Genomic DNA, 26,507 nt, shown 5'->3' with positions numbered 1-26,507 from the left:
CTCAATCATTCCCAAAGGAAACCCCGACGAGGGGGTTTCACATTAAGCTCTACTGGCTTAGTTCACTAGCACACTGTTGAGTTCTCAAGCAACACACCCCGAACCACACCCANNNCACTAGCACACTGTTGAGTTCTCAAGCAACACACCCCGAACCACACCCAACCCCCGCAAGGGCGAGCCTGACCGAAGCGATCATTCCTAGCAGTTTTTTGGCGGGACACCCACTCAATCACCCCAGAGGCGAGAGCTTGGTTCGTGTCCCGGCGGCCACCCGGTTTCCCTGGCGACTTGGAGAAGATTACACGGCTCAAAACGGCCCTAAACAGGGGGGTCCCTTAATACGATCTTCGCAGGTCAACCGGCCGAAGAGGCCCACTGCGGCCGATCTGGCGGGCCGCGGTGCCGCGCGTCGACGGGCCGGAGCGCGGCGAATCCGGTGGCTTATCGGCTCGCGGATGCCGTAATGCGGAAGAACGGGCCCCGCGTTATCGGTGAATGCCGGAGTCCCCGCCGTCGACGGCTGCCGGGTGAAGCGCCGAGCAGTTCGGGCGGAGAGCGGATTGCCGGTAGACGTCGACGTGGCCGTGTGCAATAACGCCGGGGGCAGGACGGTTCGGAGGCATCATGAGCGCCAAGCCGGTCGCGACTGGCGAGTGACCCAGGTCACCGGAAACGATGTCCGGTCCGGGGCGGGCAGCTTCGTTCTTCCCCCGACTGGCCGCCGAGCGCCGGTCGCAAGAGCGGACCGAGCACAGAGGGAGCATCCGATGAAGTACCTGATCCTGGCGTACGGCAACCAGCAGGACTACGACCACCTCAGCGGCAAGGACGGCGGAGCGGCCGCGCCGGAGGTGTCGGCGGTCGACGAGTTCCTCGCCGGGTTCACCGGAGCGCTGGCCGATTCGGGAGAGCTGGTCGAGACCCAAGGGCTCGCCGCGCCCGTGCTGGCCCGCCGCCTCCAGCTGCGGGACGGGGCTCCGGTCGTCACCGACGGGCCGTTCGGCGAGACCGAGGAGGTCATCGCCGGGTACTGGATGGTCGACTGCGCCGGTTTCGACCGGGCGACTGACATCGCGGCCGGACTGCTCAAGGCACCGGGGCGGTTGGCGGACGCCGGAGTCGTGGTCCGGCCGGTGATGGGCAGCGAAAGCGAACTCTGACCTAGGCCGGATGCGCCTGCCACAGGACTCAGACAGAACCAAGGCGGCAGAGATGACCGATCCCTCCGCCCCGGCCACGCTCGACGACACCCTGCGCACCCTCGCGCCGCAGGTACTGGGTGCGCTGGTCCGACGCTACGGGCGGTTCGACCCGGCCGAGGACGCGGTCCAGGAAGCCCTGTTCAAGGCTGCCCAGCAGTGGCCGGCAACCGGAGTTCCCGAGCGGCCCTTCGGCTGGCTGCTGCAGGTCGCGAGCCGGAAGCTGATCGACTTGCTCCGCGCTGACCAGGCAAGACGGGAGCGAGAGTTCCGGGCCGTGCGCGAGGACGTCGGCGAGCGGACCGGGGACGACACCTTGATCCTGCTTCTGCTCTGCTGCCATCCGTCGTTGTCGGTGGCGTCGCAGATCGCGCTCACCTTGCGGGCCGTCGGCGGGCTCACGACGGCCGAGATCGCGCGGGCGTTCCTCACGTCCGAGGACTCGATGACCCGCCGGATCTCCCGGGCCAAGCGGACCGTCCAGGACAGCGGCGTGCCGTTCCGGATGCCGCCCGAAGAGGCGCGCGGCGAACGGCTCGAAGCCGTCCTGCATGTCCTGTACCTGATTTTCACCGAGGGGTACTCGGCGACGTCAGGACCGGATTTGCGCCGCGCTGACCTGGTCGCGGAGGCGATCCGGCTGGCCGAGACGACGGCCGCGTCGCTGCCGGACGACAGCGAGGCCGCGGGGCTGCTCGCGTTGATGTTGCTGACGGACGCGCGGTCGCCGGCACGGGCGACTGAGCAGGGCGAGCTGGTCCCGTTGCACGAGCAGGACCGGACTCAGTGGAAGGCCGGGTCGATCCGGCGCGGGGTGGAGCTGGTGACGGCGGCCTTGCCGCGCGGGCCGGTCGGGCCGTATCAGCTGCAGGCGGCGATCGCGGCGGTCCACGACGAGGCAGCCACCGCGGAGGAGACCGACTGGCGGCAGATCGCCGGGCTTTACCGGCTGCTGCTGAAGGTTTCGGCGAGTCCGGTCGCGAAGGTGAGCCACGCCGTCGCGGTCGGGATGGCGGACGGGCCAGCCGTGGGACTTGAACTGCTCGAAGCGCTGGACCACCGGGACCGGCGGTTTTATGCGGCGCGGGCACATCTTCTGGAAAAGGCGGGCGACCGCGAAGCGGCCCGGAGCGCGTACCGGCGCGCGGCCGGACTCGCCACCAACATCCGCCAGGTGCGGTATCTCAACGCCTGCGCCCGGCGGCTCTCCGAAGGAGCTCACCATGACTGACGAGATCCGGCCGTACCGGCTTGAGATCCCGGAAGCGGACCTGATCGATCTGCGGGAACGGCTTGACCGCACAAGGTGGGCGCCGGAGCCGGTCGGCGGCGACCAAGGGTACGGCGTCCGCACCGGCCGGGTGCGCGAACTGGCCGAGTACTGGCGGCACCGCTACGACTGGCGGGCTCTTGAGCGGCGGTTCGCTGAGTATCCGCAGTTCACGACCACGATCGACGGCAGCAACGTGCATTTCCTGCACGCCCGTTCGCCGGAGCCGGACGCGATCCCGTTGATCCTCAGCCACGGGTGGCCGGGCTCGGCGGCGGAGTATCTGGCCGCGGTCGGGCCGTTGAGCAATCCTCGCGCGCACGGGCTTGATCCGTCGATCGCGTTCGACGTCGTGCTGCCGTCGTTGCCGGGGTTCGGCTTTTCCGGACCGGCGACCGACACCGGCTGGGGGCCTCGCCGGATCGCGCGGGCGTGGGCGGAGTTGATGCGCCGGCTCGGGTACGAGCGCTACGGGACCGCGGGCAACGACTGGGGCTCGGGGATCGCACCGGAGGTCGGGCGCGTAGCTCCGGACCAGGTGATCGGCGCGCACGTGACGCAGACCTGGGATCCGCCGCCGGACGACGATCCACAGTGGATTGCCGACCTGTCCGACAAGGACAAAGCCGCGTGGGACGCGTTCCACCGCTACCTCGCCGAAGAAGCGTCCTACGGCGTCGTCCAGGCGCAGCAGCCGCAGACCCTCGCGCACGCGTTGTCCGACTCCCCGGCCGGCCTGCTCGGCTGGAACGCGCAGGCGATGCACGACCACGGCCTCGACGCCGACGGGATCCTCGCCCACGTCACGATCCACTGGCTGACCGGCACCGCAGGTTCGGCGATCCGGATCTACGCCGAGGAAGCCCGGGAGACACCCGCCGAAGGCCGCAATCCGGTGCCGCTCGGGGTCGCGCAGTTCCCCGGCGACCTGCCGTCGATCCGCGTGTTCACCGAGCATCGCCGGAACCTCGTCTCGTGGAACGAGTACGACCGCGGCGGCCATTACGCGGCGCAGGAGGTGCCGGAGTTGTGGGCGGGCGACGTCCGGCAGTTCTTCGCGAAGCTGCGCTAGAAAAACATTGCTCCGACTACATTGCACCTTATTGCACTGAAAAATCGCCCCGATTAGCGTCGGGGACATGCAGACAGTCCTTCTCCCCTCCGGCGCTCGGCTCGCCTACGACGACCTCGGACCGCGGCCGGAGCTCCCGGTGCTTCTCGTGCACGGGCACCCGTTCGACCGGTCCATGTGGGGTCCGCAGGCCGAGTACCTCTCCCGCAACGGGCACCGGGTCGTGGTGCCTGACCTGCGGGGATACGGAGAAAGCACCGGTCCGGCGGTCCGCGGGCTCGAAGACTTCGCCGAGGACCTCGCCGGACTGGCCGATCACCTCGGCATCGGCCGCTTCGTGCTGGGCGGGCTGTCGATGGGCGGGCAGATCGTGATGCAGACCGTCCGGGACTACCCGGAGCGCATTGCCGCGCTGCTGCTCGCCGACACGTTCGCCGAGCCCGAGACCGATGAAGGAAAGGTGACCCGCAACCAGGCCGCGGACCGGGTTCTCGCGGAAGGCATGACCGCGTACGCCGACGAGCTGTTGCCGAAAATGGTGTCGCCGGGCACTTTCCGCGAGAACCCCGAGGTGACTGAGCACGTCCAGAAGATGATGCGCAACGCACCGGCGACAGGTGCGGCAGCGGCGTTGCGAGCCCGGGCGAAGCGGCCGGACTACCGCGATTCGCTGAAGCAGGTCAGCGTGCCGACGCTGGTCGCGGTGGGCAGTGAGGACGAGTTCACTCCGGTCGCCGACGCGCAGCTGCTGCACCAGCTCGTAGGCAGCTCGGAGCTGGTGGTGCTCGACGGCGCGGGGCACCTGCCTAACCTGGAACGCGCGGCCGAGTTCAACGACGTGTTCGGCCGCTTCCTGGACCAGGACCACGCGGAAGAACGGTGACGCACTCCATGAAGACCGTATTGGTGACCGGCGCGAGCGCCGGGTTCGGTGCCGCGATCACGCGCCGGTTCGTCGCGGAGGGCGCGCGGGTCGTCGCCGCGGCCCGCAGCGGCGACCGGCTCAAGACGCTTGCGGACGAACTGGGCGACGCGGTGTACCCGCTGGTCCTCGACGTCCGCGACCCCGCAGCGGTCGCGGACGTCGTCGCGCAGCTGCCCGAGGAGTGGGCGAAGATCGACATCCTGGTCAACAACGCCGGCCTCGCGAAGGGTCTGGAACCCGCGCACGAGGCGAAGCTGGAAGACTGGGACCAGATGATCGAGACCAACGTGACCGGTCTCGTCCACCTCACCCGCGCGGTGCTGCCCGGAATGGTCGGACGCGGTGCCGGGCACGTGATCAACATCGGCTCCGTCGCAGGCAGCTACGCCTACCCCGGCGCGAACGTCTACGGCGCGACCAAGGCCTTCGTGCACCAGTTCAGCCTCAACCTGCGCTCCGACCTGCGCGGCACCGGCGTCCGCGTGACGAACGTCGAACCGGGTTTGGTGGGCGGCACCGAATTCTCCACCGTCCGCTTCGGCGGCGACCAGGCCAAAGCGAGCAACGTCTACGCCGGCACCACGCCACTGACCGCGGACGACGTCGCCGAGTCGGTCTTCTGGGCAAGCTCCCAGCCAACGCACGTGAACATCAACGTCATCGAACTGATGCCGGTCGTGCAGACCTTCTCCGCACTGAACATCGACCGCGAGCCCTGACCCACGTGCGTGAGGGGACCCTCCCGCACGCCCGCCCCGCACGCCGGGATGCGCCCCGCCCCACCGCCGCCGATGCACCCGCCATCGAGGCACCCAGCCCCTCCCCCGCACCCCGNCTTGTCAAGGCATCTTTCCCGCCTTGACAAGCACCCCCGAACCGTCAGCACACTCAACCTTCGGGGTGCCCCACGCAACCCCCAAAGGCGATGTCGCCCCCAGGCGACGAGCCGAATCACCCAGGAGCAAACCGCTCCAACCCGAACAACTCGAACAACGCCTGCTGCCTCGCCGTCCGGTCAGACAGAATCCGCCGCGTCCGCGGCCGCCCCCCAGTGGACCGATGCCGCAACACGGTCTCCCCGATCCCCCGCAGCTGATCCAGCAACTCGGCCACCGACAGGTTCATCCCAGCCCGGTCCGCCTCCCGCCGCATCACATGCGTGACTGTCGCAGCAAGCACCGACACCAACGCATGCACCGCGATCCGATGCGCACTCCACTCCCACCGAGGCGAAGGCCCCGTCACCGCGGACCCGGTCAGCCAGCGAAATGTCGAGTCGAGATAGGTCCGAGCCCGATAAGCGGTGACCACCTCGGCGACCGGCCAATCCCGATCCGTCACCAAGAGCTGTTTCCCGAAGAACTCCTCCGCCAACCGAGCGACCGCAGCCGCATCGACCCGCCGCTCCAGCCGAAGTTCCCCGGCACGACTCCCGGTGAGCGTCGTATTCAGCACCCGCTCCACCCGGCGGCCACGAATGATCCGGGACATCTCCGCGTGCACCTGAGTCCGGTCCCCACGATGAGTACCAGCGGCAAGTGCCGCGGCCAACCCGTCAAGCTCCCGCACCGTAGTGCTCAGTTCACTGGTGAACGCCCGGTACTGCGCCGCGTGCAGCGTCGCGGAATGGAGGAGGATGACGCGTCGGCGGGCACCGTCCACAGTCGCCACAGTGTCGAAGGCGGTCAGCCCGGCAAACCGCTCCGGATCCACCCGCCGCCGCACCGACGCCGGACGCGCGAGCAGCTCCGGATGGTCGGCCAGCGGAAGCGAGCCGACAAACCCGGTCCGCGCGCCGAGGTCGAGCTGCGCGGCCTGGCCGGAGTGGAAGACCAACGTGTGCCGCTCCCCCAGTTCGGCCGCCAGCGCGCCGAAGACCGGTGCGTTCTCCCTTCGATAAACCCGGAACGCCAGCGGAATCGCCCCATCGCGCGTGACAACCAGCCCCAGCCCGGCCAGCACGTCCTGGCAAGCCGACGGTGCCGTGCAATCCGCAGCGGTGAACGCGGCGAACTGCGCGACATCGACCGCCAGCGTCTCCGTCCCGTCATCGCCCAGAAGGTCCAGAACCGCCTCCGCCACAACAGTTTCCACCCGGGCGATCCGCTCCGGAGTAAGCCGCTGCAACGCCCGCCAATGACCAGCCGTCGTGATCGCTGCCTGAGGCGGCCGGGGCCGGACCAGATCCTGCGCGAGACAGCCGGTCCACCACTGCTCGAACTCCGTCTCCGGCGCGGTCGCCCGGTGCAGCACGGCAAGCGCGACATGGAGGCCAAGCGTCGGCCGGGCACGCTGCGGTCCAGCCACGGAGTCCACGCGCCGGACGAGGTCGAGCCGCTGCAGCGTCCCCCACACGGCGGAAACATCGCCGAACGACCGATGCCGCGCGCCAGCCGCTTCCGGACCGCCGCCTGCCATCGCCGCCGCGATGTCCTCGGCCGTCCCGAGGTACCGCTGGCCGACCACGCGCGGCTTGCCGTCGACGCGCGCGGACTCGGCGAGGTAGTAGTACGTCCGCCCGCCGATGCGCTTCCCGATCACTGACGCCATCCTTTAGGTAATACCGCCGTCATCCGTCGCCGACAAGCCCGCAACCTGCGCGAATGATCACCCTGGACCGCTCGCGCGCGGGGTGGCGGGCTAAGAGCTGGCTGGTCGCGGCGGCCGGGTCCTAGCGTGGCGGGAATGGAGCCCGAAGCTGGCGTGACCACGCCCACCCCGTCGGCCATGCGCCGTGCGCTCGCCCGGGCGCGAGACGGGAAGACGCTCGACGTCGCCGAGGCGGCCGTGCTGCTGCACGCTCGCGGCGACGACCTCAGGACTTTGTCCGACCACGCCTCCCGCATCCGCGACGCGGGCCTCGAAGAAGCCGGTCGCGCGGGGATCATCACCTACAGCCGCAAGGTGTTCATCCCGCTGACCCGGCTGTGCCGGGACCGGTGCGGCTACTGCACCTTCGTCACCGTCCCCGGCAGGCTCGAATCGCCGTTCCTGTCGCCGGACGAGGTCCTCGACATCGCCCGCAAGGGCGCCGAGATGGGCTGCAAGGAAGCCCTGTTCACCCTCGGCGACCGGCCGGAGGACCGCTGGAAGGCCGCGCGCGAATGGCTGGACGCGCACGGCTACGACGACACGCTCTCCTATGTCCGCGCGATGGCGATCCGGGTGCTCGAAGAGACCGGCCTGCTGCCGCACCTCAACCCGGGCGTCCTGAGCTGGCAGGACTTCCAGCGGCTCAAGCCGGTCGCGCCGTCGATGGGCATGATGCTGGAGACCACCGCGCGCAGGCTGTGGAGCGAGAAGGGCGGGCCGCATTACGGTTCGCCGGACAAGGATCCCGAGGTCCGGCTTCGGGTGCTGGAGGACGCGGGCCGCAGCTCGGTGCCGTTCACCACCGGGGTGCTGATCGGGATCGGCGAGACGCACGAAGAACGCGCCGACGCGCTGTTCGCGATCCGCAAGACCGCGCGCGAGTACGGCGGCATCCAGGAAGTCATCGTGCAGAACTTCCGGGCCAAGCCGGACACGAAGATGCGCGCGACCCCGGACGCCGACCTCGAAGAACTGGCCGCGAACATCGCCGTGGCCCGGCTGGTGCTGGGTCCGCGGATGCGCATCCAGGCGCCGCCGAACCTCATCGGCGACCAGTACGACCTGATGATCCGCGCGGGCATCGACGACTGGGGCGGCGTTTCGCCGCTCACCCCGGACCACGTGAACCCGGAACGCGCGTGGCCGCAGATCGACCTGCTGGCACGGCAGACCGGGAAGGCCGGGTACGCGCTGCGCGAGCGGCTGACCATCTACCCGGAGTACGTGCGGCGCGGCCAGCCGTGGCTCGACCCGCGCGTCACACGGCACGTGGCGGCGCTGGTCGACGCGGAAACCGGGCTGGCCCGCGACGGCGCGATGCCGGTCGGGATCCCGTGGCAGGAGCCGGACGGCGGCTGGCAGGAATCCGGCCGCACCGATCTGCACACCGAGATCGACACCACCGGCCGCACCGAGGACCGGCGAGGCGACTTCGATTCGGTCTACGGCGACTGGAAAGAGATCGGCCGCAAGATCAAGACCGGTCCGCAGCGGTTCGACACCGACGTGCGGGATGCCTTGCGCAGTGCGGAAAAGGACCCCGCCGGGCTGTCCGACGACGCCGCGCTCGCCCTGCTGCACGCCGACGGGCCGGAGCTGGATGCGCTCACGAAACTGGCCGACGACCTGCGGCGCGAGGTCGTCGGGGACGACATCACCTTCGTCGTCACGCGGAACATCAACTTCACCAACGTCTGCTACACCGGCTGCCGGTTCTGCGCCTTCGCGCAGCGCAAGACCGACGCGGACGCGTACACGCTGTCGCTGGAGCAGGTCGGCGACCGGGTGGACGAGGCATGGGCCGCGGGCGCGACCGAGATCTGCATGCAGGGCGGGATCCACCCGGATCTGCCGGGCACCGCGTACTTCGACCTCGCGGCCGAGGTGAAGCGGCGGCAGCCGGAGATCCACCTGCACTCGTTCAGCCCGATGGAGGTCGTGAACGGAGCGTCGCGGACGAATCTGTCCATTCGCGACTTCCTGATCCGGGCGAAGGAGTCCGGAGTGGACTCGCTGCCGGGCACCGCCGCGGAAATCCTCGACGACGACGTCCGGTGGGTGCTCACCAAGGGCAAGCTGCCGACGGACGCGTGGATCGAGGTGGTCACCACCGCGCACGACGTCGGGCTGCCGACCACGGCGACGATGATGTACGGCCACGTGGACAACCCGAGCCACTGGGTCGGGCACCTGAAACTGCTGGCCAAACTGCAGCGCGAAGGCGTGGAACGCAACGGGCGGCGCGGGTTCAGCGAGTTCGTGCTGCTGCCGTTCATCCACCAGAGCTCGCCGATCTATCTGGCCGGGCTCGCCCGCGCGGGCACGACGCTGCGCGAGAACCGGGCAGTGCACGCGCTGTCGCGGCTGCTGCTGCACGGCACGTTCGACAACATCCAGAGTTCCTGGGTGAAGCTCGGCGAGGAAGGCAGCCGGGCGGTGCTGCAGGGCGGCGTCAACGACATCGGCGGCACGCTGATGGAGGAGACGATCAGCCGGATGGCGGGCGCGGCGAACGGGTCGTACAAGACGATCAGCGACATGCGCGCGATGGTCGAGCCGCTCGGGCGTCCGCTGCGGCAGCGGACCACGTCGTACGGGACGCCGACGGACGAGCGGATCGCCGCGGCGCAGGCGTCGGACGGGGTCGCGACGGCGGTGCGGAAGCCGTTGCTGCCGCTGCTCACGCCGTGATCAACCGGTGCGGTGCAGCCGCCACAGCGCGATAGCCAGCTGCAACCGCAACCGGCCCGCGGGATCGCGCACTGGCCAGCCGAGCAGGTGTTCGGCGTGGGCCAGACGCTCCTGCAGGGTCGAATGGTGCACTACCAGCGTGTTCGCGGCGGCACGCAGACTCGGAGCGCCCGCGACGGCGACCAGCGTGGGCACTACCCACGGGGCCGCCGTGCGGGCGTGCTCCAGGCTCGCGACGTCCGCGACCGGTTCGGTGCGGGGTCCGACCGCATCGGCGAGCACGGCCAGTCCGCCGAGTTCGGCGTAGTCCACAACGGACGGTCCAGGATCGTCCTCGGCCGCGGTGAACCGGAAAGCCGTCCGGGCTTGTGCGCCGGACAACGGCAGGTCGGCCAAGTCCACCACGGTGCCAAGACCCGCCCGGGCGCGCCCCGACGGAGTCCACTGTGGAGGAACCACCAGCGGGACCCCGTCGGTCACGACAGCTCGCGCGGCGGAGCCGAGGCCAAGGCGATGCGCGGCGCGAAGCCGGGTTCGTTCGTCCGCCGACGCGTCGAGCACCACTTCCACAGACGCCGGATCGACGACCCGGCCGCGGGTGCGGTCCAGCACCGACCGAGCCGCGGCCGACGCGCGCTCCAGCACCATCGCGTCCACCGGGCTCGCCGGGCCGGGCCGTTCCAGCCACAGCGCGACCGGCCCGTCCGGACGCACCGGAGCCGACGGCCACTCCGGATCGGGCGGTTCGGCCGAAGGCACGACGCGCCCGTCCGGTTCGACGCGGACGCGCACCCGGCGTTCGTCGTCGGCCAGCCGCGCCGGGCAACCGGACAGCACCGCCGCCCCGCGCACGATCGGCTCCAGCCCGGCGCGGCCCTCGACCAGCCGGTCAAAGTACGCGATGACCTTGACCGTCTCGGCCGCGCCGGGATCGAGCGCGCTCAGATGCGTGACCAGCTCCCTCATCGGTCCATCATCGCTTGTCCGGTTCAGCCGAGCAGCCGCCGCAGCCACGGCGTCCGCTCGGCGCGGGCCTGCTGCGACAGCGCCGCCTGCGGAGCCGAGCCGTCGAAGCCGTGGAAAGCGCCGGGCCAGACGTGCAGTTCCGCTTGCACTCCGGACAGCCACAGCCGGTTCGCGTAGGCGATGACCTCGTCGCGGAAGGTCTCGGTGCTGCCGACGTCGAGGAATGCGGGCGGGAGCCCGGACAGGTCCTCGGCGCGTGCGGGCGCGGCGTACGGCGACACGTCCGGGCCGCCGCGAGCGTCGCCGAGCAGCGCGGTCCAGCCGACGTTGTTCGCGGTGCGGTCCCAGCTGCCCAGTTCGGCCATCTGGATCGCCGACGGCGAATCGTTGCGGTCGTCGAGCATCGGGTACACGAGCAGCTGGCCGAGCAGTTCCGGTCCGCCGCGGTCCCGGGCGAGCAGCGCCGTCGCCGCCGCGAGCCCGCCGCCCGCGCTCGCCCCGCCGATCACGACGCGAGAGGCGTCGAAGCCGTGCTCGGCGGCGTGCTTGACCGTCCATTCCAGGCCGGCGTAGCAGTCCTCGACCGGAGCCGGATGCGGGTGTTCGGGCGCGACCCGGTAGTCGACGCAGACGAAGCCGAGGCCCAGTTCGGTCGCGTACTCCTTGAGGAAGTACAGGTCGCCGCCCTGGTGGCCGCCGATGATCATGCCGCCGCCGTGCAGCCAGTACAGCACCGGGACGTCGACCGCCCCGGCGGGCCGCGCGAGGATGAGCGGGATCGGGCCGCGCGGGCCTTCGGCGTCCGCTTCGGACACTTCGAGGGCTCCGTCGGCGGTGATCTCCTCCAGCGAGATCTGCCGCTTCGCCGCGGCCGCGCGCACCGCCGGGATCGATTCGAGCGTCTCGATCGGCGGACGCTCGGTTGCCAGCACCTCAAGCGCCGCGGCCAGCTCGGGGTCGAACGGGAGCGGTGGATACGCAGTCATCGCGGGGCCTCCAAGGACTCGGGTGCTGGCCCCATCCTCGCCGCCCGGGAGCCGGACCGGGCCAGCCGGGCGGCGGGAATCTCCCGCCAGGCGGCGGGTCAGCGGTCCAGGCTGATCGCGTTCTTCGCCCGCTCGACCGATTCCTCCGACGCGGGCCCCGCCGCGTTTTCCGTGGCCAGCGCCTGGTTCAGCTCGACGAACGGGCGCATCCGGGCCTCGTAGCCCGCCACGGATTCCGCCAGCACGTACGCGCCGGCCAAGGCGAGGCTCGTGCCCTGTCCCGACAGCACGGACGCGCAGTACCCGGCGTCGCCGACCAGCGCGACCCGGCCGGTCGTCCAGCGGTCGAGACGGATCTGGAGCATGGCGTCGAAGAAGAACGTCTCGGACTCCTCCATGGCTTTGACCAGGTCGGGCACCGGGCCGCCGACCTCGCTCAGGCGTTCCGCGACGAGCTTCTTCTGCTCCGCGACCTCCCGGATCTCGCGGTACTCCGGCTCGCCGAAACCGAGCGTCACCCGGATCTCCTCGTTGCCCGGCACCGGATAGACCGCGCCGCCGACGCCCTCGCCCTGGAACCAGATCTGCCAGTCTTCGAGGCCGACCGTGTTGGCCGCCGGGAAAATCGCCAGGTACTGGCCGAGATAGCGGCGGAACTGGTCCTCCGGGCCGAACGCGAGCCGCCGGACCGCCGAATGCGCGCCGTCCGCGCCCACGATCAGGTCGAACGTGCGGGGTTCGGCCTCGGCGAACTCGACCCGGCCGGACTCGGCGTCGAGCGCGGTGATCTCGTCGCCGAAGCGGAACTCGACGCCGGCGGCCTCGTGCAGCAGCTCGACCAGGTCGTCGCGGAGGATCTCGACGTCCTCGCTGTCGAGCCGGCCGCTGCTGTACGCGCGCTCCTCGGAACGGAACATTTCGTTGCCGGACGCGTCCAGCATCGACATCCCGCGCATCCGCGTGCGCTTCGCGCGGACCTGCTCGCCAATGCCCATCCGGTCGATGACCTCCAGCGCGACGCCCCGGACGTCGATCGCCTGACCTCCGCTGCGCAACCCCTCGGCGCGCTCCACGACCGTCACGTCATAGCCGCTGCGGCGCAGCCAGTAGGCCGACGCGCAACCCGCGACTCCCGCGCCGCAAACCAGTGCTTCAGGCATGTCCTCACCTCTCGGTACGGTGCATCATTACCCTGATGAACCTGCCGTGACCTGGACTCTGCTGCCAAAACTGACCTAGTACAGATGACCCGCTGACCTAGTACAGACAGGACCTCGATGCCGACGACCGAACCGCCGTACCTCCGCGTCGCCGCCGCGCTGCGCGAAGAGATCTCGCAGCTGCCGCCGGGCGCGAAGGTGCCTTCGACGCGTCAGCTGGCTTCGACGCATGGTGTCGCGAATGCCACCGCGGCCAAGGCGCTCGATGTGTTGCGTCGCGAAGGCGTGGTCCGCGCTGAACCGCGGTCAGGCCATGTCGTCGCTGGTCAGCAGGCGGAGGCTGAGTCGAAGCGTCCGGTGTTGACCCGGGATCGGTTGATACGTGCGGCAATCGCGATCGCCGACACGGAAGGCGTCGCGGCGCTGTCGATGCGCGGACTCGCCGCGCGGCTGGGCGTTCCGGCGATGGCGCCGTACCGCTATCTGTCCGGAAAGGACGAACTGATTTTCCTGATGGCGGACACTGTCTACGGCGAAACCGGTTACCCGGCGCGGGAACCGGAGGGGTGGCGGGCGCGGTTGGAGCTGGTGGCGCGCACGCTGTGGTCAGTGCACCGGCGGCATCCGTGGCTTGCCCATCTCGTCCCGCTCACCCGGCCCTGGCCGCTGCCGAACCTCGCGGCGCACAACGAACGCGCGCTGGCCGCGTTGTCGGTCTTCGGACTGAACGCGGCTGACCTGTGCGATTTGAATGTGCTGTGCTACAACCACATCCAGGGCACCGCGATCCATCTGGAACGCGAACGGCACGCGATGGGGGCGACCGGGATCACCGAGGATCAGTGGATGGAGACACAGGCGCGGGGGTATGCGGCGCTGACGGGGTCGGGACGGTATCCGGTGCTGGCGCGGATGGTGCGGGATCTTGCCGAGGGATACGACCTCGATCTGGACCATCTGTTCGAGATCGGGCTGCAGGCACTGCTGGACGGGCTGGCTGTCCGGTATCCGGTCGGCGGGGCGGTTTCCGGGCTGTACGGCTGCGTTGCGCCCGGTGGAACTGGCGGGCCAGCCTCCGCGAACTCGCCGGCCGCTAAGGAGTGAGCTTCAGAATGTCGATCCCCCGCTTGTTGTCCGCCACATACGCGTACCCGTCGTGCCAGTACGGTGCCCACGAAGCCGCGTCCGCCGGACGGAAGTACGCGATCTGCGTCGGGTTCGACGGGTCGCTCACGTCCAGGAATCGCGTGCCCTGCGCGTAAAACGACTGCACCAGCACGTGCCCGCGCAGGTCGAAGTAGTGCGCCGAGCAGTCGTCGGACACTGGGTCGCTGCCTTCCTGCCCGGCGACGCTCCAGGTGCCGATGCTGCGCATCCGGAACGGCTTCTCCGGCGTGGACCGCCAGCCTTCGCCCTGGTACGAGCCGTCCAGTGCCGAGATCGTCAGCACGCCGTCGCCCGCGCAGCCGGGGAGGAAGCTTTCCTCGGTGGCGTACACGAGGTCGTGCCCGCGCCAGGCGCCGTCGTCGCGGGGGCCGACCGGGTGGAAGCTGTTGTGCATGAACTTCGACGGTGCGGCGGTTTCCGACACTCCGCCGCCCGCGTACGGCACCGGGTTGAGCGCCGTGGCCCAGCGGTAGCGGTTCTGCACCGGGTCGCGGTGGAGGCCGGACGTCCAGTACCCGCGCACGCCACCCGCGCCGGACACCCACGCGACGCCCTTCTTGTCCACCTGAACGTCATGCACGTAATCGGTTTTGCCGTCATTGCGGGCGAGTTCGATCGGGTCCGGGTGCACCTTCGGGGCGCGCGGGTCGCGCACGTCGGTGACCCAGATCGGCCTGCCGCCCCAGTCCGCGGGCTGGTCGTCGGCCTTCGCCGGGCCGCCGGTCCAGAGGTAGCGGCAGCCCTCGACACAGCTGGTGGTGTGGCCGGCCGGGACCTTGACGTAGCTGAGGATCTCCGGTTTCTCCGGATGCGCCACGTCGACCACGTAGATGCCGGATTCGCCGGTGTGCGTGTTGCCCTTGAACGCGCGCGGGTCCCGGGAAAGGAACACGAGCTTGCGGTTCGCGTCGACCTCGGTGTCCTCGGTTTCCCACAGCCCGGGCAGGCTCAGCTCGCCGATCGCGCGGGGCTTGGCCGGATTGGCCGTGAGGTCGTACACCTTCAGGCCGAACTGGCCGGACACGACCATCACGTCGCGTGTGCCGTAGCTGAGGAAGTTCGCCGAAATGGCTCCTTGCGCGTCGGGCACGTTGCCGACCGGCCGCACGCCCTTGATCGCGCCCGGATCGCCGAGGCTGTGCTTCGCTTCGGTGACCGGCTTGTCGTCCTCGCAGGCCGCGGCGGGCAATCCGGTGGCGAGGAGGGTCGCCGCCGCGGTCGCGATCGCCAGTCCGGAGCGGATCCACCAACGGCGCACGCGAAACCTCCTGGAGACCCAGTGTGACGGGAGTACTTTATGGCGGTCCCTAACCGGACACAACCGCCTTTCGTTGCTTTCCACCTGGTAGTAAGACAGCATGCGATCGCGTCTGCTGGTCCCGCTCACGCTCGCCGCCGTCGTCGCGGCCGGTCTTCCCGGCTGTTCGTCCTCGGCCGAACCCGCTCAGCCCGGCGTCCTGTCGGTCGGCCTCGGCGAACCCGGCACGCTGCTGCCCGCCGACGTCACCGATCCGTCCGGGCGGCTCGTCACCGGCGCGTTGTGGACTCCGCTCGCCGATTACGATCCGGCCAGCGGAAAAGTCACCCCGCGCGCGGCCGAGTCGATCACCAGCGCGGACCGGGTGACCTGGACCGTCCGGCTGCGGCCCGGGAAATTCCACGACGGCACTCCGGTCACCGCGCAGTCCTATGTGGACACCTGGAAGGCGATCGCGGGCCACCACTGGGCCAGCACACCGGTGCTCACGAAGTCCCTGCGAGCCAAGGAAATCACCGCAGTCGACGCGAATCAGCTGCGGATCGTGCTCGACCGGCCGTCGAATCAGGTGCCGGCCTGGCTGTCCGCGCCCGGGCTCGTGCCGCTGCCCGCGTCGGTGCTGAAATCGCGCGACTGGAACGGATTCGCCCGCCATCCGATCGGCAACGGCCCGCTGCGGCTGGAGGGCGACTGGCAGTCCGGCTCCGGCGGCAAGCTCGTCCGGGTCGCGGCGGATCCGGGGCGGGCCAAGAAAATCGAGCTGCGCGTCGGCAACCCGGCGGAGCAGTACGACGAGGTCAAGGACGGCAAACTCGACGTCGCCACGTCCGTCCCGGGCGAGCGGCACGAGGCGATGCACGCCGATTTCGCCGACCGGCACACAATGTGGGCGCTCCCCCGCGCCGGCTACCTGGTGTTTTCCGCCGAGGCAACACGATTCGCCGATCCGACGGTGCGGCACGCCTTCGCGCTCGGCACCGACCGTGCCGCGCTGGAGTCCGGCCCGCTCGCGCACCAGGCGGACGCGGCCAAGGGATTGCTGCCGCCCGCGGTCGCGCCCGGCGAGCGGTCCGGGAACTGCCGTCCCTGCACATTCGACGGTCCGGCCGCCAAATCCCTGCTGGAGCAAGCGGGATTCACCGGCGACGCGGCCGTCTACTACGACAGCTTCGACGGCACCTGGCCGCAAGCCTTGGCCGGGGGCCTGTCGAAGAGCCTGGGAATTCCGGTTACCGCACAGCGAAAAGCCACCGGCGGCAAGCCGAGCGGACCGGCCGCGCTGGAGGTCAAGGCCGTGTCGCCGAGCCCGGCCGACCTTCTCCACGCGCTCGCGGACGCCGCTGGTTACACCGATGCCGGGTTCGCCGCCGACCTCAATTCCGCCGAAACCACCGCGTCACCGGAGGAAGCCGCGCAGCTGTTCCGGATCGCGGAGAACGAGGCCTTGCGCGATCTTCCGGCCATTCCACTGTGGACGGGACACGGCCACGCCGTCTGGTCCGCCCGGGTCCACGACACCGTGACGACGCCGTTCGCCGGAATCGACCTGACGCGGCTGCGTGACTAAACCCGCGCGTGTCGCGCCAGCACTTCGCCGAACGCCGCCGTCAACGGGTCCGGTTCGCTGCGGCCGTACGCGACCAGCTCGCGACGGATCGGCTTGCCCGGAAGCAAAATCCGGCCGATGAACTCCGCGGGCAGCACGTTCGCGGGAACCAGCGCGGGCCCCAATCCGGCGGCCGCGAGCAATGGTGCGGCCGCGGTCTGCTCCGTGCGTACCGCGGGCCGCGGACGGAATCCCGCTTCTGCGCAAGCAGCATCGAGAAGTTCGGCCAAGCCGTGGCCAGGCGCGTAGTGCACCCACGCGCAGTCGGCAAGCTCGGCCAGGTCGACAGTACCGTCCGAAGTGGACTCCGTAGCACCGTCGGCCGGGAGCACCACCACAAACTCCTCAGTACCCAGCGTCCGCACCGGGCCAGTCCACCCGGCCGGACGCGGACCGATCGCGAGGTCCGCTTCACCGGCCAGCATCGCGTCGCGCAGTTCGTCGGCGTGACGGTATTCGAAAAGCCGCACGTCGACGTCCGGCCGCTCGCGCCGCCACACCCGGAGCGCGGGTGGAAGCACGCCGAGACTCACTGAGTAGACGGTCGCGATCAGCAGCTCTCCAGCGACCTGGCCAGAAGCCTGCCGCGCGGCGCACCGGGCACGTTCGGCGTCGGCGAGCGCGGCGCGGGCGTGCGGCAGCATCGCGCGGCCCATCGGCGTGAGCCGGACTGAACGCGGCAGCCGCTCCAGCAACGGCCCGCCGACGCTGTGTTCCAGCGCCCGCATCTGATGCGACAGCGCGGGCTGCGTCACGTGCAACTGCTCGGCGGCCCGGGTGAACGAACCGGTGTCGACCACCGTGACCAGGTACTCAAGCTGCCGCAGGCTTGCCATAAATCCAGTTTATCGAAGCGGTGATAAGTAAGCCTTGGACTCATCGACCGAGCACGGTCAGGATCGAAGACATGAGCAGCACACGCGTGGCCCTCGTGGCCGGGGCCAACGGGATCATCGGCCGGAAACTCATCTCTCACCTGCGGACTCTCGACGGCTGGGAGGTGCTCGGGCTCTCTCGTCGCGGCGGGTCGGGCAGCCTCGCCGTCGACCTGCTCGACCCGGCGGGCACCCGGGCGGCGCTGGCCGGCGTCGGCGCGACGCATCTGTTCTACGCGGCCTACCAGGACCGGCCGACGTGGGCCGAACTGGTGGCGCCGAACGCCGCGATGCTGGAGAACCTGGTGAACGGCCTCGACGAAGGCCCGCTGGAACACGTCAGCCTGATGCAGGGCTACAAGGTCTACGGCGCGCACCTCGGCCCGTTCAAAACTCCCGCCCGCGAGACCGACGCCGGACAGCACATGCCGCCGGAATTCAATGCCGTCCAGCAGAAGTTCCTCCAACGCCGAGCCGCGGCCGGGGGCTGGTCGTGGTCGGCGATCCGGCCGTCTGTGGTCGGCGGGACGACGCTCGGCAACCCGATGAACCTCGCGCTCGTGATCGCGATCTACGCCTCGATCTCGAAGGAACTCGGCCTGCCGCTGCGCTTTCCCGGCAAGCTCGGCGCGTACGACAGCCTGCTGGAGATGACCGACGCGCAGTTGCTCGCCGAGGGCACGGTGTGGGCGGCGACCTCCAGTCAGAACGAAGCGTTCAACATCGCCAACGGTGACCTCTTCCGCTGGCGAGAGCTGTGGCCGAAGCTGGCGGCGTACTTCGACCTCGAAGTCGCTTCGCCGTTGCAGTTGCCGCTGACGACAGTGATGGCCGACAAAGAACCACTGTGGACCGAGATGGCGGCGAAGCACGGCCTCGCTGCTTCGTACGCCGACGTCTCTTCGTGGGCCTTCGGCGACTTCGTGTTCTCGTGGGACTACGACATGTTCGCGGACACGTCGAAGTCACGCCGCGCCGGTTTCCACTCCTACGTGGACACTGAGCAGATGTTCTACCGGCTGTTCGACGAGTTGCGCCGCGACCACGTCATCCCCGGCCGATGAACGGCATCGTGGTGGCGGTGATGGTGAGGAACTGGACGTTGGCTTCCAGCGGCAATCCCGCCATGTAAAGAACCGCGTCGGCGACGTGGCCCGCGTCGAAGGTCGGCTCGGCCAGCAGCCGTCCGTCGGCCTGCGGGATGCCCGCGGCCATCCGCTCGGTCATCTCGGTGGCCGCGTTGCCGATGTCGATCTGTCCGCACGCGACATTCCAGGCACGGCCGTCGAGCGAGATCGACCGGGTGAGACCGGTGACGGCGTGTTTGGTGGCGGTGTAGGCGACGCTCGCCGGGCGGGGCGCGTGCGCGGAGAGCGAGCCGTTGTTGATGATCCGGCCGCCACGGGGATCCTGGTCGCGCATCAGCCGCACGGCCTGCTGCGCGCACAGGAACATGCCGGTGAGGTTCGTGTCGACGGTGCGCCGCCAGTCCTGGACGGACAGTTCCGCGACGGTGCCGCCGAGCGACACTCCGGCGTTGTTCACCAGCAGATCCAACCGGCCCCACTCGCTGCGCACGGTCGAAAAAAGGTCCTCCACCGAAGCCGGGTCGGCGACGTCCGTGGGCACGACCAGCGCGTTCGCGGCGGAACCGGCCGTCTCGCGCAGGGCATCCTCGCGACGTCCGGCGAGCGCGACCCGGTAGCCGGCACCGAGCAGCGCCCCGGCGATCCGGCGGCCCAGCCCGGAACCTGCCCCCGTGACCACAGCAGTCTTGTCCGGCCCAGTCTTCTCCGACATGTCGGCCTCCTCGAAAGTCCGTTCGCCCGCACGTTGCCATATCGCGGCACACTGGGTGCATGGGACCACGTGACACTCTGCTCGCCGGTTTCGCCAAACAGCTGGGCCATCCGCGCGGCCGGGCCGGACAGGCTGTTGTCCGGCTGCTCAACAACGTCAACCGCGGGCCGGTCACCGGAGCGGTCGACGCACTGGAGATCCGGCGCGGCGAAACCGCCCTGGACCTGGGTTTCGGCGGCGGTCTCGGACTGGACCTGCTGCTGCGCTCGACCGAGGGCGGCACCGTGCACGGCGCGGAGATCTCCGAAACGGCGCTGGCCCGGGCGCGGCGGGCGTTCCCGAAGAACCTCGCCGCCGGACGGCTGGTGCTGCACCAAGCCGGAATGGCCGAGCTTCCGCTGGACACCGGAACGATCGACGCGGCGCTGACCGTCAACACCGTCTACTTCGTTCCCGACCTGGCGCCCGCGTTCGCCGAGGTCGCGCGGGTGCTCACCGGCGGCGGCCGGTTCGTCGTCGGCATCGGAGATCCCGCGATGATGCGCGAGATGCCGTTCACCAGCCACGGCTTCCGGTTGCGGCCGCCGGAAGAGATCGAGAAAGCGCTCGCGGACGCGGGGCTCGAACTGCGCCGCCACGACCGGCTCGGCGACGGGCCGCGGGCGTTCCATCTGCTGGTCGCCGGACGCTGAAAAGGGCGGGTCCCCCGATCGGTGAACCCGCCCTTCCCGGTACCGCTACTTCTTCGGCACGCCCAGCGCGGCCAGCGCCGGACCCGCCATGATCACGCCGTTGCCGGTCACCGCGTCGAACCCGGGCGCTCCGAGGTCGATCGCGCTCGACACCAGCGCCGTCCGGACCTCCGCCGGGGTCGCGGACGGTTTGCCGGACAGCAGCAGCGCCGCGATCGCCGCCGCGTGCGGGGCGGCCGCCGAGGTGCCGTAGAACGGCTGGAAGCCGGTGACCGAGGTGGCCACCCCGTCGGCCGCGGTGAGGTCCGGCTTCGCACGGGTCGCGCCGCCGGTCGAGGACACGTTGCCCGGGGTCAGCTCGGTGCCGTCGGCGTTGTAGAAGAGGTGCCGCTGGCCGTCGGAGGTGAAGCGCTCCCACTTGCTGGCCGAGGTGAACAGACCCGGGTACGGACCGGCCGGGTTCGCCGGGTCACCGGTCTCCAGCGGACGGCCGAACGCGGTCGCCGCCGGAGCCGCGGCCACCGAGAACGCCGCCGCTGCTGCCGAGTGGCCCGAGGTCACGCCTGCCGTGCTGAAGCCCTTGAGCGAGCCGGAGTCGACGAACCGGCCGCGGATCACGTTGAGCGCGAAGAACCGGTCCGCGCCGTTGTACTTGACCACCGCGACGCGGTAACCGGAGCCGGACGTCGGCACGGTCAGGCTCTCGTACGGGTTCTGCGAACCGTTCTGCGGGTTGGCACTGGACGCGACGACGCTGCCGGAAGCGTTGAGCAGGAACAGGTCGTAGTCGCTGGTCGAGTGCCCCCACGGGTCCGACCAGAACAGCGTCACCGGCCTGCCGAGCGAACCCGGCGAGAGCGGGTCGGCCGTCTGCACGCCGCTGCCCGGATCGAAGTCGTGCGGGGTGCCGGTGACGCCCGGCAGCGTGGTGCCGGACGAACGGAAGTCGCCCTCGTAGTAGCCGCTGGTGCCATCGGTGAGGTTGCCGGAGTTGCCCGCGGAGGAGAAGTAGAGCGCGCCGGCCGCGGTCACGTCGTTGACCGCCTGCGCGACCTGCGTGTCCTGGAAGGGCGACTCGTCGAAGTACGCCACGTCGTCGACGATCACCGTGCACTTGCCGGTGGTGCGCAGCGCGCGGATGTTGTCCGCGAAGCTGGACTCGCTGGTGAACGCGGTCGCGAAGCCGAGCGTCGCGCCCGGGGCGAGGTCGTGGACGATCTCCAGCATCGCGGTGCCCTCGTCGCCGCTGCCTGCCTGGCCGGGCAGCACGTCGACGGCGGGCAGTTCGCCCGCGTCCTGGGACTTCTTCAGCGAGTTGACACCATCGGAAAGCACGCAGACCTTCACGCCGGTGCCGTTCACGCCGTATTGCGTGCGCGCGGTGTCGGCGCCGTGGGTCTTGTCCCCTTCGGACACCTGCACGGCGGCGACGGCCTTCTTGGCCAGCTGCTGGCGCTGCGCGTCCGGCTCGTTCCAGGTCATCGCCTGCGTCGCGGGCTGGACCTGCCGGACGTCGCCGCGCGCCGCGATCCGGTCCACCGCGTTGAGCGGCAGCTGGGCGCGAACCGAGCCATTGGACGATGTGGACTGAACGGTGCCGCCCGCGGCGCGCACGGCCTTCGCGATCGCGGCACCGGCAGTGCCGGCGATGTCGACCGCAACCGTTCCGGCCTGTGTGACCGGCAAACCAGTGCGGTAATCCGGCAGCTGCGCGGCGAGAGTGCGGTCGGCACGCAGGCGCTTCTCCACAACGAGCTGGCTGGACTGCTTCTGCTCAGCCGGGCTGAGGGTCTTCTTGATCCCCTGCAACGCACTGATCCCCGTCCCAGTGCGCACGTTCGCCACGTCCGCGGCGGACTGCTGCGCGACGGCGACCCCGCTCCCGGCGAGCACCACCCCGACCGCGAGGGGTACCGAATACCCCGCCACCCGGCTCGTTCTTTTCATGACAGCTCCTGTCCTCGCCCCCGGCCACCCACTGTGGTCACGTGAATCTAAAGAGCGACCGCGGCTAAGACCACCGACCAAAGTGGTATCTGCCCGGATGGCCCATCTGGTGAGACTTCAACGGGCTCTTCCGGCCTCGGACCGGAGCTGGCACCCTGCGCTCGTGGCGAACCTGGGGAGGGATTTCGCGCGGCTGTGGGCCGCGTACGCGATCAGCACGGCAGGCAGCACGGTCGGCGCGGGCGCGCTCGGGCTCGTCGCGGTGCTCGTGCTCGACGCTCCCGCATGGCAGGTTTCCCTGATCACCGCCATCTCGGCTGCCGCCAGCGCGGTCCTCGCCTTCCCGCTCGGCCCCCGCGTCGAATTCGCCCGGAAGCGTCCCGCGATGATCACCGGAGACCTGGTCCGCTGTGCCGCGCTGGCGAGCGTGCCAGTGGCGGCTGCGCTGCACGTGCTGACCATGCCGCAGCTCTACGCGGTCGACATCGTCGTCGCCACCGCGGCCGTCATCTTTTCCGCGGCCAGCGGCGCGCATCTCAAAGCCCTTGTCGCACCGGACGAGCGGGCTGCCGCCTTGAGCCGCTTCGAAAGCACCGACTGGGTCTGCTGGTCGGCCGGACCGCCGCTCGGCGGGGTTTTGATCAGCGGTCTTGGCGCGACCGCGACGATGCTCGTCGACGCTTTCTCGTTCCTGCTGTCCGCGCTCGGAATCCGTCGTTTGCGGACACCGGAGCCACCGGTTGCAGTTGCTTCAGGGCCTGGGCGCCGAGGATTCACCGACGGATGGCGTTTCCTGCTGCGAAGTCCTGAGCTGCGGCCGTTGTTCTTCAACTCCGTGTTGTTCAGCGGCTCGGTTCTTTGGGTCACGCCGCTGCAAACCGTGCTGATGCTGCGGGATCTCGGCTTCGCGCCTTGGGAATACGGGCTGGTGCTCGGTGTTCCCTGTCTTGGCGGGCTCTTCGGGGCTCGCCTCGCGCCGACGCTCAGCTCCCGTTACGGCGCGCAGAAAGTCTTGCGGTGGACCAGTTTCGCGCGTACGCCGTGGCTGCTCGCCGCTCCGTTCGCCTTTCCCGGGCCGGCCGGGGTCGTCTTGCTGATCGCCGCGGACTTCGGGCTGTTGCTGGTGGCGGGCATCTTCAACCCGACCTATTCGGCGTACCGGCTGTCGCTGATCGACGACGCCGTGCTGACGCGGACGCTCACCGCCTGGTCGACCGGAACCCGTACCGCCAAACCGATTTTCATCACCCTCGGCGGGATCGCTGCCGGAGTGCTCGGCGTGCCCTTCTCCCTGGGGGTCGGAGCTGTGCTCTGTCTGCTCAGCGCCGTCGCGTTGCCCGCCCGCCGGGCCGGATGATCAGTTTTTGTCGGTGGTGCCGGTTACCGTGGCTGCCATGTTCAAGATCGACCGCGCGGCCGCTGCCGACGCCGCCGCGCTCACCGACCTCATGCACGCCTCATCGGCCTATCAAGGCCGGTACGCCTCGATCCTGGAGGGATACGCCGTCACGCCGGATTACCTTCGCCAGCACCAGGTTCTGGTCGCCCGCGGCCCCTCGGGACCAGCAGGGTTCGCCGCGCTCACCGATGCCGAGCTGGACTCGCTGTTCGTCGCCGACGAAGCGCAGGGAACCGGGCTAGGTACCCGGCTTGTGCGGCAAATCCTTGGGGTGGCAAGGGAAAACGGACTGTCCGAGGTGCGCGTGGTGTCGCATCCGCCCGCGGCGAAGTTCTCCGAACGCATGGGCGCCCGGCGGATCGGGATCGTCCCGGCTCGACCGCCGAAGATCTCGTGGTCCCGGCCGGAGCTGGTGTTCTCCTTGCCCGAAACCGACAGTGCCCTGGCCCGCGCAACCACCGCGGGCCAGGGCGACCGTCGAAGAATCAGAAGTTGATCATATGACCGGCCAGTCCGTGTACCGCTTCCTTGACCGCCTCGCCCAGTGTCGGGTGCGCGTGCACGTTGCGCGAAACCTCGTGCACCGTAAGGTCCCACTGCTGCGCCAGCGTCAGCTCCGGCAGCAGCTCCGTGACGTCCGGGCCGATGAGGTGCGCGCCGAGCAGTTCGCCGTACTTCGCGTCGCTCAGCACTTTCACGAAGCCCGCCGCGTCGCCGAGGCCGTGCGCCTTGCCGTTCGCCGTGAACGGGAACTTCGACACCTGGACGTCAAAGCCCTTCTCGCGCGCCTGTTCCTCGGTCCAGCCGAAGCTCGCGATCTGCGGCTGGCAGTAGGTCGCGCGCGGGATCATCACGAAGTCCAGTTCCATGGTCTCCGCGCCGGCGATCGTCTCCGCCGCCACGATGCCCATCGACTCCGACGCGTGCGCCAGCATCAGCTTCGCCGTCACGTCGCCGATCGCGAACAGATGCGGCACGTTCGTCCGGCCGCGGCCGTCGATCGCGATCGCGCCGCGCCCGGTCAGCTCGACGCCGGTGTTCTCCAGGCCGTAGCCCTCGACGTTCGGCCGGAACCCGATGGCCTGCAACACCTTGTCGGCTTCGAGCACCTGCTGCTCGCCGTTCTTCGACACGGTCACCAGCACCTTGGCTCCCGAATCGTCGATCGCCTCGACCTTGGTGCCCAGCAGCACCTTGATCCCCAGCTTGCGGTAGCGCTTGGCCAGCTCGGCCGACACCTCGGCGTCCTCGAGCGGCACCATCCGGTCGAGGAATTCGACGATCGTCACGTCCACGCCGTAGTTGCGCAGCACGTAGGCGAACTCGACGCCGATGGCGCCGGCCCCGGCGATCACGATGCTGCCCGGCAGCTCGCTTTCGAGGATCTGCTTTTCGTAGGTGACCACGCGCTCGCTGCGCTGGGTGCCCGGCAGCAGCCGCGCCGTCGCACCGGTGGCGATGATGCCGTAGGTGAAGGTGATGCGCTCGCCGTTCACCTCAAGGGTGTTGGCGTCCACGAAGGTGCCGCGCCCGTCGTACTCGGTGATCTTGTTCTTCTTCATCAGGAAGTGCACGCCCTTGACGCGCCCGTCCGCGACCTTGCGGCTGCGCTCGTACGCCGCGGTGTAGTCGAACCGGATCTCCCCGTCGGAGGAGATGCCGTAGGTCTTGGCCTCCTCCTTCACCGTGTGCGCCAGCTCGGCGTTGCGCAGCAGCGCCTTCGAAGGGATGCAGCCGACGTTGAGGCACACCCCGCCCCAGTACTTCTCTTCCACGACCGCCACGCTCAGGCCCAGCTGCGAAGCCCGGATCGCCGCGACGTACCCACCGACTCCGGCCCCGAGGACCACCACGTCATAGTCTGCGCTCATACCGTTGAAACTACCTCCCGCGCCCGCGCGGGGCGGCGTGACGGCGCCCGCTTTCGGCCCGGCCGCCGCCCGTCCGGGGCCGCCCGCCCGCTGCCCCGGCGCATCCTCCGGCGGCTGGTCCCGGCGAAACAGCGCGTGCTCCGCGGCAAGCGCGCCACGACCTTTTCCGGCGCAGCCGGATCGTCCACAGTGCCGGCTGCGCCCGCCGGTACCGCGGAGTCCGCCGGTCAGACCGGCGGACGCTCGCCCCGGATCCCGGCCAGCAGCTCCGTCACCGCGGCCATGATCCGCTCCGTCGCCTCCTCCAGCACGTCCCTGGTCAGCTCGCGCTCGCGCAGGTCGCCGAGGTCCACCGGCTCGCCGGCGACGAACTCGATCTTCGGCCGCGGCAGGAAGCGCGGGAACCACGAGCCGGCGGGCAGCAGTTCATGCGTGCCCCAATTCGCGACCGGAACCACCGGCACGCCGGTCTCCAGCGCGATGCGCGCCGCGCCGGTCTTGCCCTTCCCCGGCCAGCCGTCCGGGTTCGCGGAGAGCCCGGCCTCCGGGAAGATCGCGACACATTCGCCTGCCCGCACCGCGGCGACGGCGTCGCGGTACGCGCCCGCGGCGGTCGGCGCGCCGCGGTGGACCGGGATGTGCTTGCCCGAACGCATCACCGACTTGATCACCGGCGCGTTCCACAGGCTCGCCTTCGCCAGGTACCGCGGCACCCGGCCGGAGCCGAGGCAGAAGGCGGTGAGCGTCGTCGGGTCGGCATTCGACAGGTGGTTGGAAGCCACCACGACCCCGCCCGATTCCGGGATGTTCCGCGCGCCGCGCACGCGGAACCTGCTCGTGAGGGCGAGCAGCTGCCACACGACCTCGATCGCGAAGTGGTACCAGGCGCCCCGGCCGGAGCGGGCGAAGCGCCTGCCGTACCTCTGCATGCCGCGGAAGCCGAGCAGCTCCCCTTCGAGCGGGGTCCAGTGGTCCCGGGTCCGGGTGCGCAGCGCCATGAGCGTCATTCGTAGCGGAAGACGCTCCGG

Annotated in this window: 22 protein-coding genes; 12 read left to right on the top strand and 10 right to left on the bottom strand. The window is 69.9% G+C overall.

Features of this window, described 5'->3' with window-relative positions:
• Positions 1-770 precede the first annotated feature (770 nt).
• From A4R44_RS20465 to A4R44_RS20445, 5 genes are all read left to right on the top strand, one after another.
• Positions 771-1,163 (top strand): YciI family protein, encoded by a 393-nt coding sequence (locus tag A4R44_RS20465; protein ID WP_067582947.1) that lies wholly within the window; start codon positions 771-773, stop codon positions 1,161-1,163.
• Positions 1,164-1,215: 52 nt separating this feature from the next.
• Positions 1,216-2,433: an RNA polymerase sigma factor gene (locus A4R44_RS20460; protein WP_067582944.1), complete on the top strand. Its 1,218-nt coding sequence runs from the start codon at positions 1,216-1,218 to the stop codon at positions 2,431-2,433.
• Positions 2,426-3,544, top strand: a complete 1,119-nt coding sequence (locus tag A4R44_RS20455) for an epoxide hydrolase family protein (protein WP_067582940.1) — start codon at positions 2,426-2,428, stop codon at positions 3,542-3,544. Before A4R44_RS20460 ends, A4R44_RS20455 begins: the two co-directional genes overlap by 8 nt.
• Before the next feature lie 67 nt (positions 3,545-3,611).
• Complete coding sequence (locus A4R44_RS20450; RefSeq protein WP_067582937.1) at positions 3,612-4,427, top strand: alpha/beta fold hydrolase; 816 nt, start codon at positions 3,612-3,614, stop codon at positions 4,425-4,427.
• Between the two features lie 8 nt (positions 4,428-4,435).
• On the top strand, positions 4,436-5,188 hold the full coding sequence (locus A4R44_RS20445; RefSeq protein WP_067582934.1) for an SDR family oxidoreductase: 753 nt from the start codon (positions 4,436-4,438) through the stop codon (positions 5,186-5,188).
• 232 nt (positions 5,189-5,420) lie between these two features.
• On the opposite strand, the gene A4R44_RS20440 is transcribed toward A4R44_RS20445, so the two are convergent.
• Positions 5,421-7,019 (bottom strand): transposase, encoded by a 1,599-nt coding sequence (locus A4R44_RS20440; protein WP_198545369.1) that lies wholly within the window; start codon positions 7,017-7,019, stop codon positions 5,421-5,423.
• Between the two features lie 135 nt (positions 7,020-7,154).
• On the opposite strand from A4R44_RS20440, the gene A4R44_RS20435 reads away from it, so the two are divergent.
• Positions 7,155-9,752: a bifunctional FO biosynthesis protein CofGH gene (locus tag A4R44_RS20435; protein ID WP_067582927.1), complete on the top strand. Its 2,598-nt coding sequence runs from the start codon at positions 7,155-7,157 to the stop codon at positions 9,750-9,752.
• On the opposite strand, the gene A4R44_RS20430 is transcribed toward A4R44_RS20435, so the two are convergent.
• The 3 genes from A4R44_RS20430 to A4R44_RS20420 all read right to left on the bottom strand — a co-directional run bounded on the left by A4R44_RS20430 (position 9,753) and on the right by A4R44_RS20420 (position 12,864).
• Positions 9,753-10,718 (bottom strand): helix-turn-helix domain-containing protein, encoded by a 966-nt coding sequence (locus A4R44_RS20430; RefSeq protein ID WP_067582924.1) that lies wholly within the window; start codon positions 10,716-10,718, stop codon positions 9,753-9,755.
• 23 nt (positions 10,719-10,741) lie between these two features.
• Positions 10,742-11,704 (bottom strand): alpha/beta hydrolase fold domain-containing protein, encoded by a 963-nt coding sequence (locus tag A4R44_RS20425; protein WP_067582922.1) that lies wholly within the window; start codon positions 11,702-11,704, stop codon positions 10,742-10,744.
• A 98-nt stretch (positions 11,705-11,802) separates the two neighbouring features.
• A complete protein-coding gene (locus tag A4R44_RS20420; protein WP_067582918.1) occupies positions 11,803-12,864 on the bottom strand; it encodes an FAD-dependent oxidoreductase in 1,062 nt (353 codons plus the stop codon).
• A gap of 117 nt (positions 12,865-12,981) precedes the next feature.
• Here A4R44_RS20420 and A4R44_RS20415 point away from each other — a divergent pair, with 117 nt between their 5' ends.
• Positions 12,982-13,968, top strand: a complete 987-nt coding sequence (locus A4R44_RS20415; RefSeq protein ID WP_232791687.1) for a TetR/AcrR family transcriptional regulator C-terminal domain-containing protein — start codon at positions 12,982-12,984, stop codon at positions 13,966-13,968.
• Here the strand turns inward: A4R44_RS20415 and A4R44_RS20410 are convergent.
• Positions 13,958-15,289 carry an LVIVD repeat-containing protein gene (locus A4R44_RS20410; RefSeq protein ID WP_067582916.1) on the bottom strand — a complete coding sequence of 444 codons (1,332 nt, stop codon included), beginning with the start codon at positions 15,287-15,289 and terminating at the stop codon, positions 13,958-13,960. The two genes, A4R44_RS20415 and A4R44_RS20410, sit on opposite strands and share 11 nt — an antisense overlap.
• Before the next feature lie 100 nt (positions 15,290-15,389).
• On the opposite strand from A4R44_RS20410, the gene A4R44_RS20405 reads away from it, so the two are divergent.
• Positions 15,390-16,856 (top strand): ABC transporter substrate-binding protein, encoded by a 1,467-nt coding sequence (locus A4R44_RS20405; protein ID WP_067582914.1) that lies wholly within the window; start codon positions 15,390-15,392, stop codon positions 16,854-16,856.
• On the opposite strand, the gene A4R44_RS20400 is transcribed toward A4R44_RS20405, so the two are convergent.
• Positions 16,853-17,731: a LysR family transcriptional regulator gene (locus A4R44_RS20400; protein ID WP_067582911.1), complete on the bottom strand. Its 879-nt coding sequence runs from the start codon at positions 17,729-17,731 to the stop codon at positions 16,853-16,855. The genes A4R44_RS20405 and A4R44_RS20400 overlap by 4 nt on opposite strands.
• A 71-nt stretch (positions 17,732-17,802) precedes the next feature.
• On the opposite strand from A4R44_RS20400, the gene A4R44_RS20395 reads away from it, so the two are divergent.
• On the top strand, positions 17,803-18,834 hold the full coding sequence (locus A4R44_RS20395) for an SDR family oxidoreductase (RefSeq protein ID WP_067582909.1): 1,032 nt from the start codon (positions 17,803-17,805) through the stop codon (positions 18,832-18,834).
• Here A4R44_RS20395 and A4R44_RS20390 read toward each other — a convergent pair.
• The gene (locus A4R44_RS20390) at positions 18,818-19,570 is read right to left on the bottom strand and encodes an SDR family oxidoreductase (protein ID WP_067582906.1); all 753 of its coding nucleotides are present in this window, start codon (positions 19,568-19,570) and stop codon (positions 18,818-18,820) included. The genes A4R44_RS20395 and A4R44_RS20390 overlap by 17 nt on opposite strands.
• Before the next feature lie 59 nt (positions 19,571-19,629).
• On the opposite strand from A4R44_RS20390, the gene A4R44_RS20385 reads away from it, so the two are divergent.
• Positions 19,630-20,262 carry a class I SAM-dependent methyltransferase gene (locus A4R44_RS20385; protein WP_067582903.1) on the top strand — a complete coding sequence of 211 codons (633 nt, stop codon included), beginning with the start codon at positions 19,630-19,632 and terminating at the stop codon, positions 20,260-20,262.
• A gap of 45 nt (positions 20,263-20,307) precedes the next feature.
• Here A4R44_RS20385 and A4R44_RS20380 read toward each other — a convergent pair whose 3' ends face one another.
• Complete coding sequence (locus A4R44_RS20380) at positions 20,308-22,209, bottom strand: S8 family serine peptidase (RefSeq protein WP_067582900.1); 1,902 nt, start codon at positions 22,207-22,209, stop codon at positions 20,308-20,310.
• 163 nt (positions 22,210-22,372) lie between these two features.
• On the opposite strand from A4R44_RS20380, the gene A4R44_RS20375 reads away from it, so the two are divergent.
• Together A4R44_RS20375 and A4R44_RS20370 are read left to right on the top strand one after the other, a co-directional pair.
• The gene (locus A4R44_RS20375) at positions 22,373-23,566 is read left to right on the top strand and encodes an MFS transporter (protein WP_232791686.1); all 1,194 of its coding nucleotides are present in this window, start codon (positions 22,373-22,375) and stop codon (positions 23,564-23,566) included.
• Between the two features lie 37 nt (positions 23,567-23,603).
• Positions 23,604-24,104: a GNAT family N-acetyltransferase gene (locus A4R44_RS20370; RefSeq protein WP_067583039.1), complete on the top strand. Its 501-nt coding sequence runs from the start codon at positions 23,604-23,606 to the stop codon at positions 24,102-24,104.
• On the opposite strand, the gene lpdA is transcribed toward A4R44_RS20370, so the two are convergent.
• Positions 24,094-25,479, bottom strand: a complete 1,386-nt coding sequence (lpdA, locus tag A4R44_RS20365) for a dihydrolipoyl dehydrogenase (protein ID WP_067582894.1) — start codon at positions 25,477-25,479, stop codon at positions 24,094-24,096. The two genes, A4R44_RS20370 and lpdA, sit on opposite strands and share 11 nt — an antisense overlap.
• Positions 25,480-25,706: 227 nt before the next feature.
• On the bottom strand, positions 25,707-26,486 hold the full coding sequence (locus tag A4R44_RS20360; RefSeq protein WP_093576219.1) for a 1-acyl-sn-glycerol-3-phosphate acyltransferase: 780 nt from the start codon (positions 26,484-26,486) through the stop codon (positions 25,707-25,709).
• Positions 26,487-26,507: the final 21 nt, after the last annotated feature.

This window comes from Amycolatopsis sp. M39 (genome assembly GCF_001651785.1).
GTDB classification, from domain to species: Bacteria; Actinomycetota; Actinomycetes; order Mycobacteriales; family Pseudonocardiaceae; genus Amycolatopsis; species Amycolatopsis rubida.
Note: the sequence above shows the minus strand (reverse complement) of the source record. Positions and strands in the feature narration are given on the sequence as shown.

Bases quoted from the DNA above. Each gene is read 5' to 3' on its own strand.
- A4R44_RS20465 (WP_067582947.1), top strand. From the start codon at position 771: ATGAAGTACCTGATCCTGGCGTACGGCAACCAGCAGGACTACGACCAC.
- A4R44_RS20460 (WP_067582944.1), top strand. From the start codon at position 1,216: ATGACCGATCCCTCCGCCCCGGCCACGCTCGACGACACCCTGCGCACC.
- A4R44_RS20455 (WP_067582940.1), top strand. From the start codon at position 2,426: ATGACTGACGAGATCCGGCCGTACCGGCTTGAGATCCCGGAAGCGGAC.
- A4R44_RS20450 (WP_067582937.1), top strand. From the start codon at position 3,612: ATGCAGACAGTCCTTCTCCCCTCCGGCGCTCGGCTCGCCTACGACGAC.
- A4R44_RS20445 (WP_067582934.1), top strand. From the start codon at position 4,436: ATGAAGACCGTATTGGTGACCGGCGCGAGCGCCGGGTTCGGTGCCGCG.
- A4R44_RS20440 (WP_198545369.1), bottom strand. From the start codon at position 7,019: ATGGCGTCAGTGATCGGGAAGCGCATCGGCGGGCGGACGTACTACTAC.
- A4R44_RS20435 (WP_067582927.1), top strand. From the start codon at position 7,155: ATGGAGCCCGAAGCTGGCGTGACCACGCCCACCCCGTCGGCCATGCGC.
- A4R44_RS20430 (WP_067582924.1), bottom strand. From the start codon at position 10,718: ATGAGGGAGCTGGTCACGCATCTGAGCGCGCTCGATCCCGGCGCGGCC.
- A4R44_RS20425 (WP_067582922.1), bottom strand. From the start codon at position 11,704: ATGACTGCGTATCCACCGCTCCCGTTCGACCCCGAGCTGGCCGCGGCG.
- A4R44_RS20420 (WP_067582918.1), bottom strand. From the start codon at position 12,864: ATGCCTGAAGCACTGGTTTGCGGCGCGGGAGTCGCGGGTTGCGCGTCG.
- A4R44_RS20415 (WP_232791687.1), top strand. From the start codon at position 12,982: ATGCCGACGACCGAACCGCCGTACCTCCGCGTCGCCGCCGCGCTGCGC.
- A4R44_RS20405 (WP_067582914.1), top strand. From the start codon at position 15,390: ATGCGATCGCGTCTGCTGGTCCCGCTCACGCTCGCCGCCGTCGTCGCG.
- A4R44_RS20400 (WP_067582911.1), bottom strand. From the start codon at position 17,731: ATGGCAAGCCTGCGGCAGCTTGAGTACCTGGTCACGGTGGTCGACACC.
- A4R44_RS20395 (WP_067582909.1), top strand. From the start codon at position 17,803: ATGAGCAGCACACGCGTGGCCCTCGTGGCCGGGGCCAACGGGATCATC.
- A4R44_RS20390 (WP_067582906.1), bottom strand. From the start codon at position 19,570: ATGTCGGAGAAGACTGGGCCGGACAAGACTGCTGTGGTCACGGGGGCA.
- A4R44_RS20385 (WP_067582903.1), top strand. From the start codon at position 19,630: ATGGGACCACGTGACACTCTGCTCGCCGGTTTCGCCAAACAGCTGGGC.
- A4R44_RS20380 (WP_067582900.1), bottom strand. From the start codon at position 22,209: ATGAAAAGAACGAGCCGGGTGGCGGGGTATTCGGTACCCCTCGCGGTC.
- A4R44_RS20370 (WP_067583039.1), top strand. From the start codon at position 23,604: ATGTTCAAGATCGACCGCGCGGCCGCTGCCGACGCCGCCGCGCTCACC.
- lpdA (WP_067582894.1), bottom strand. From the start codon at position 25,479: ATGAGCGCAGACTATGACGTGGTGGTCCTCGGGGCCGGAGTCGGTGGG.
- A4R44_RS20360 (WP_093576219.1), bottom strand. From the start codon at position 26,486: ATGACGCTCATGGCGCTGCGCACCCGGACCCGGGACCACTGGACCCCG.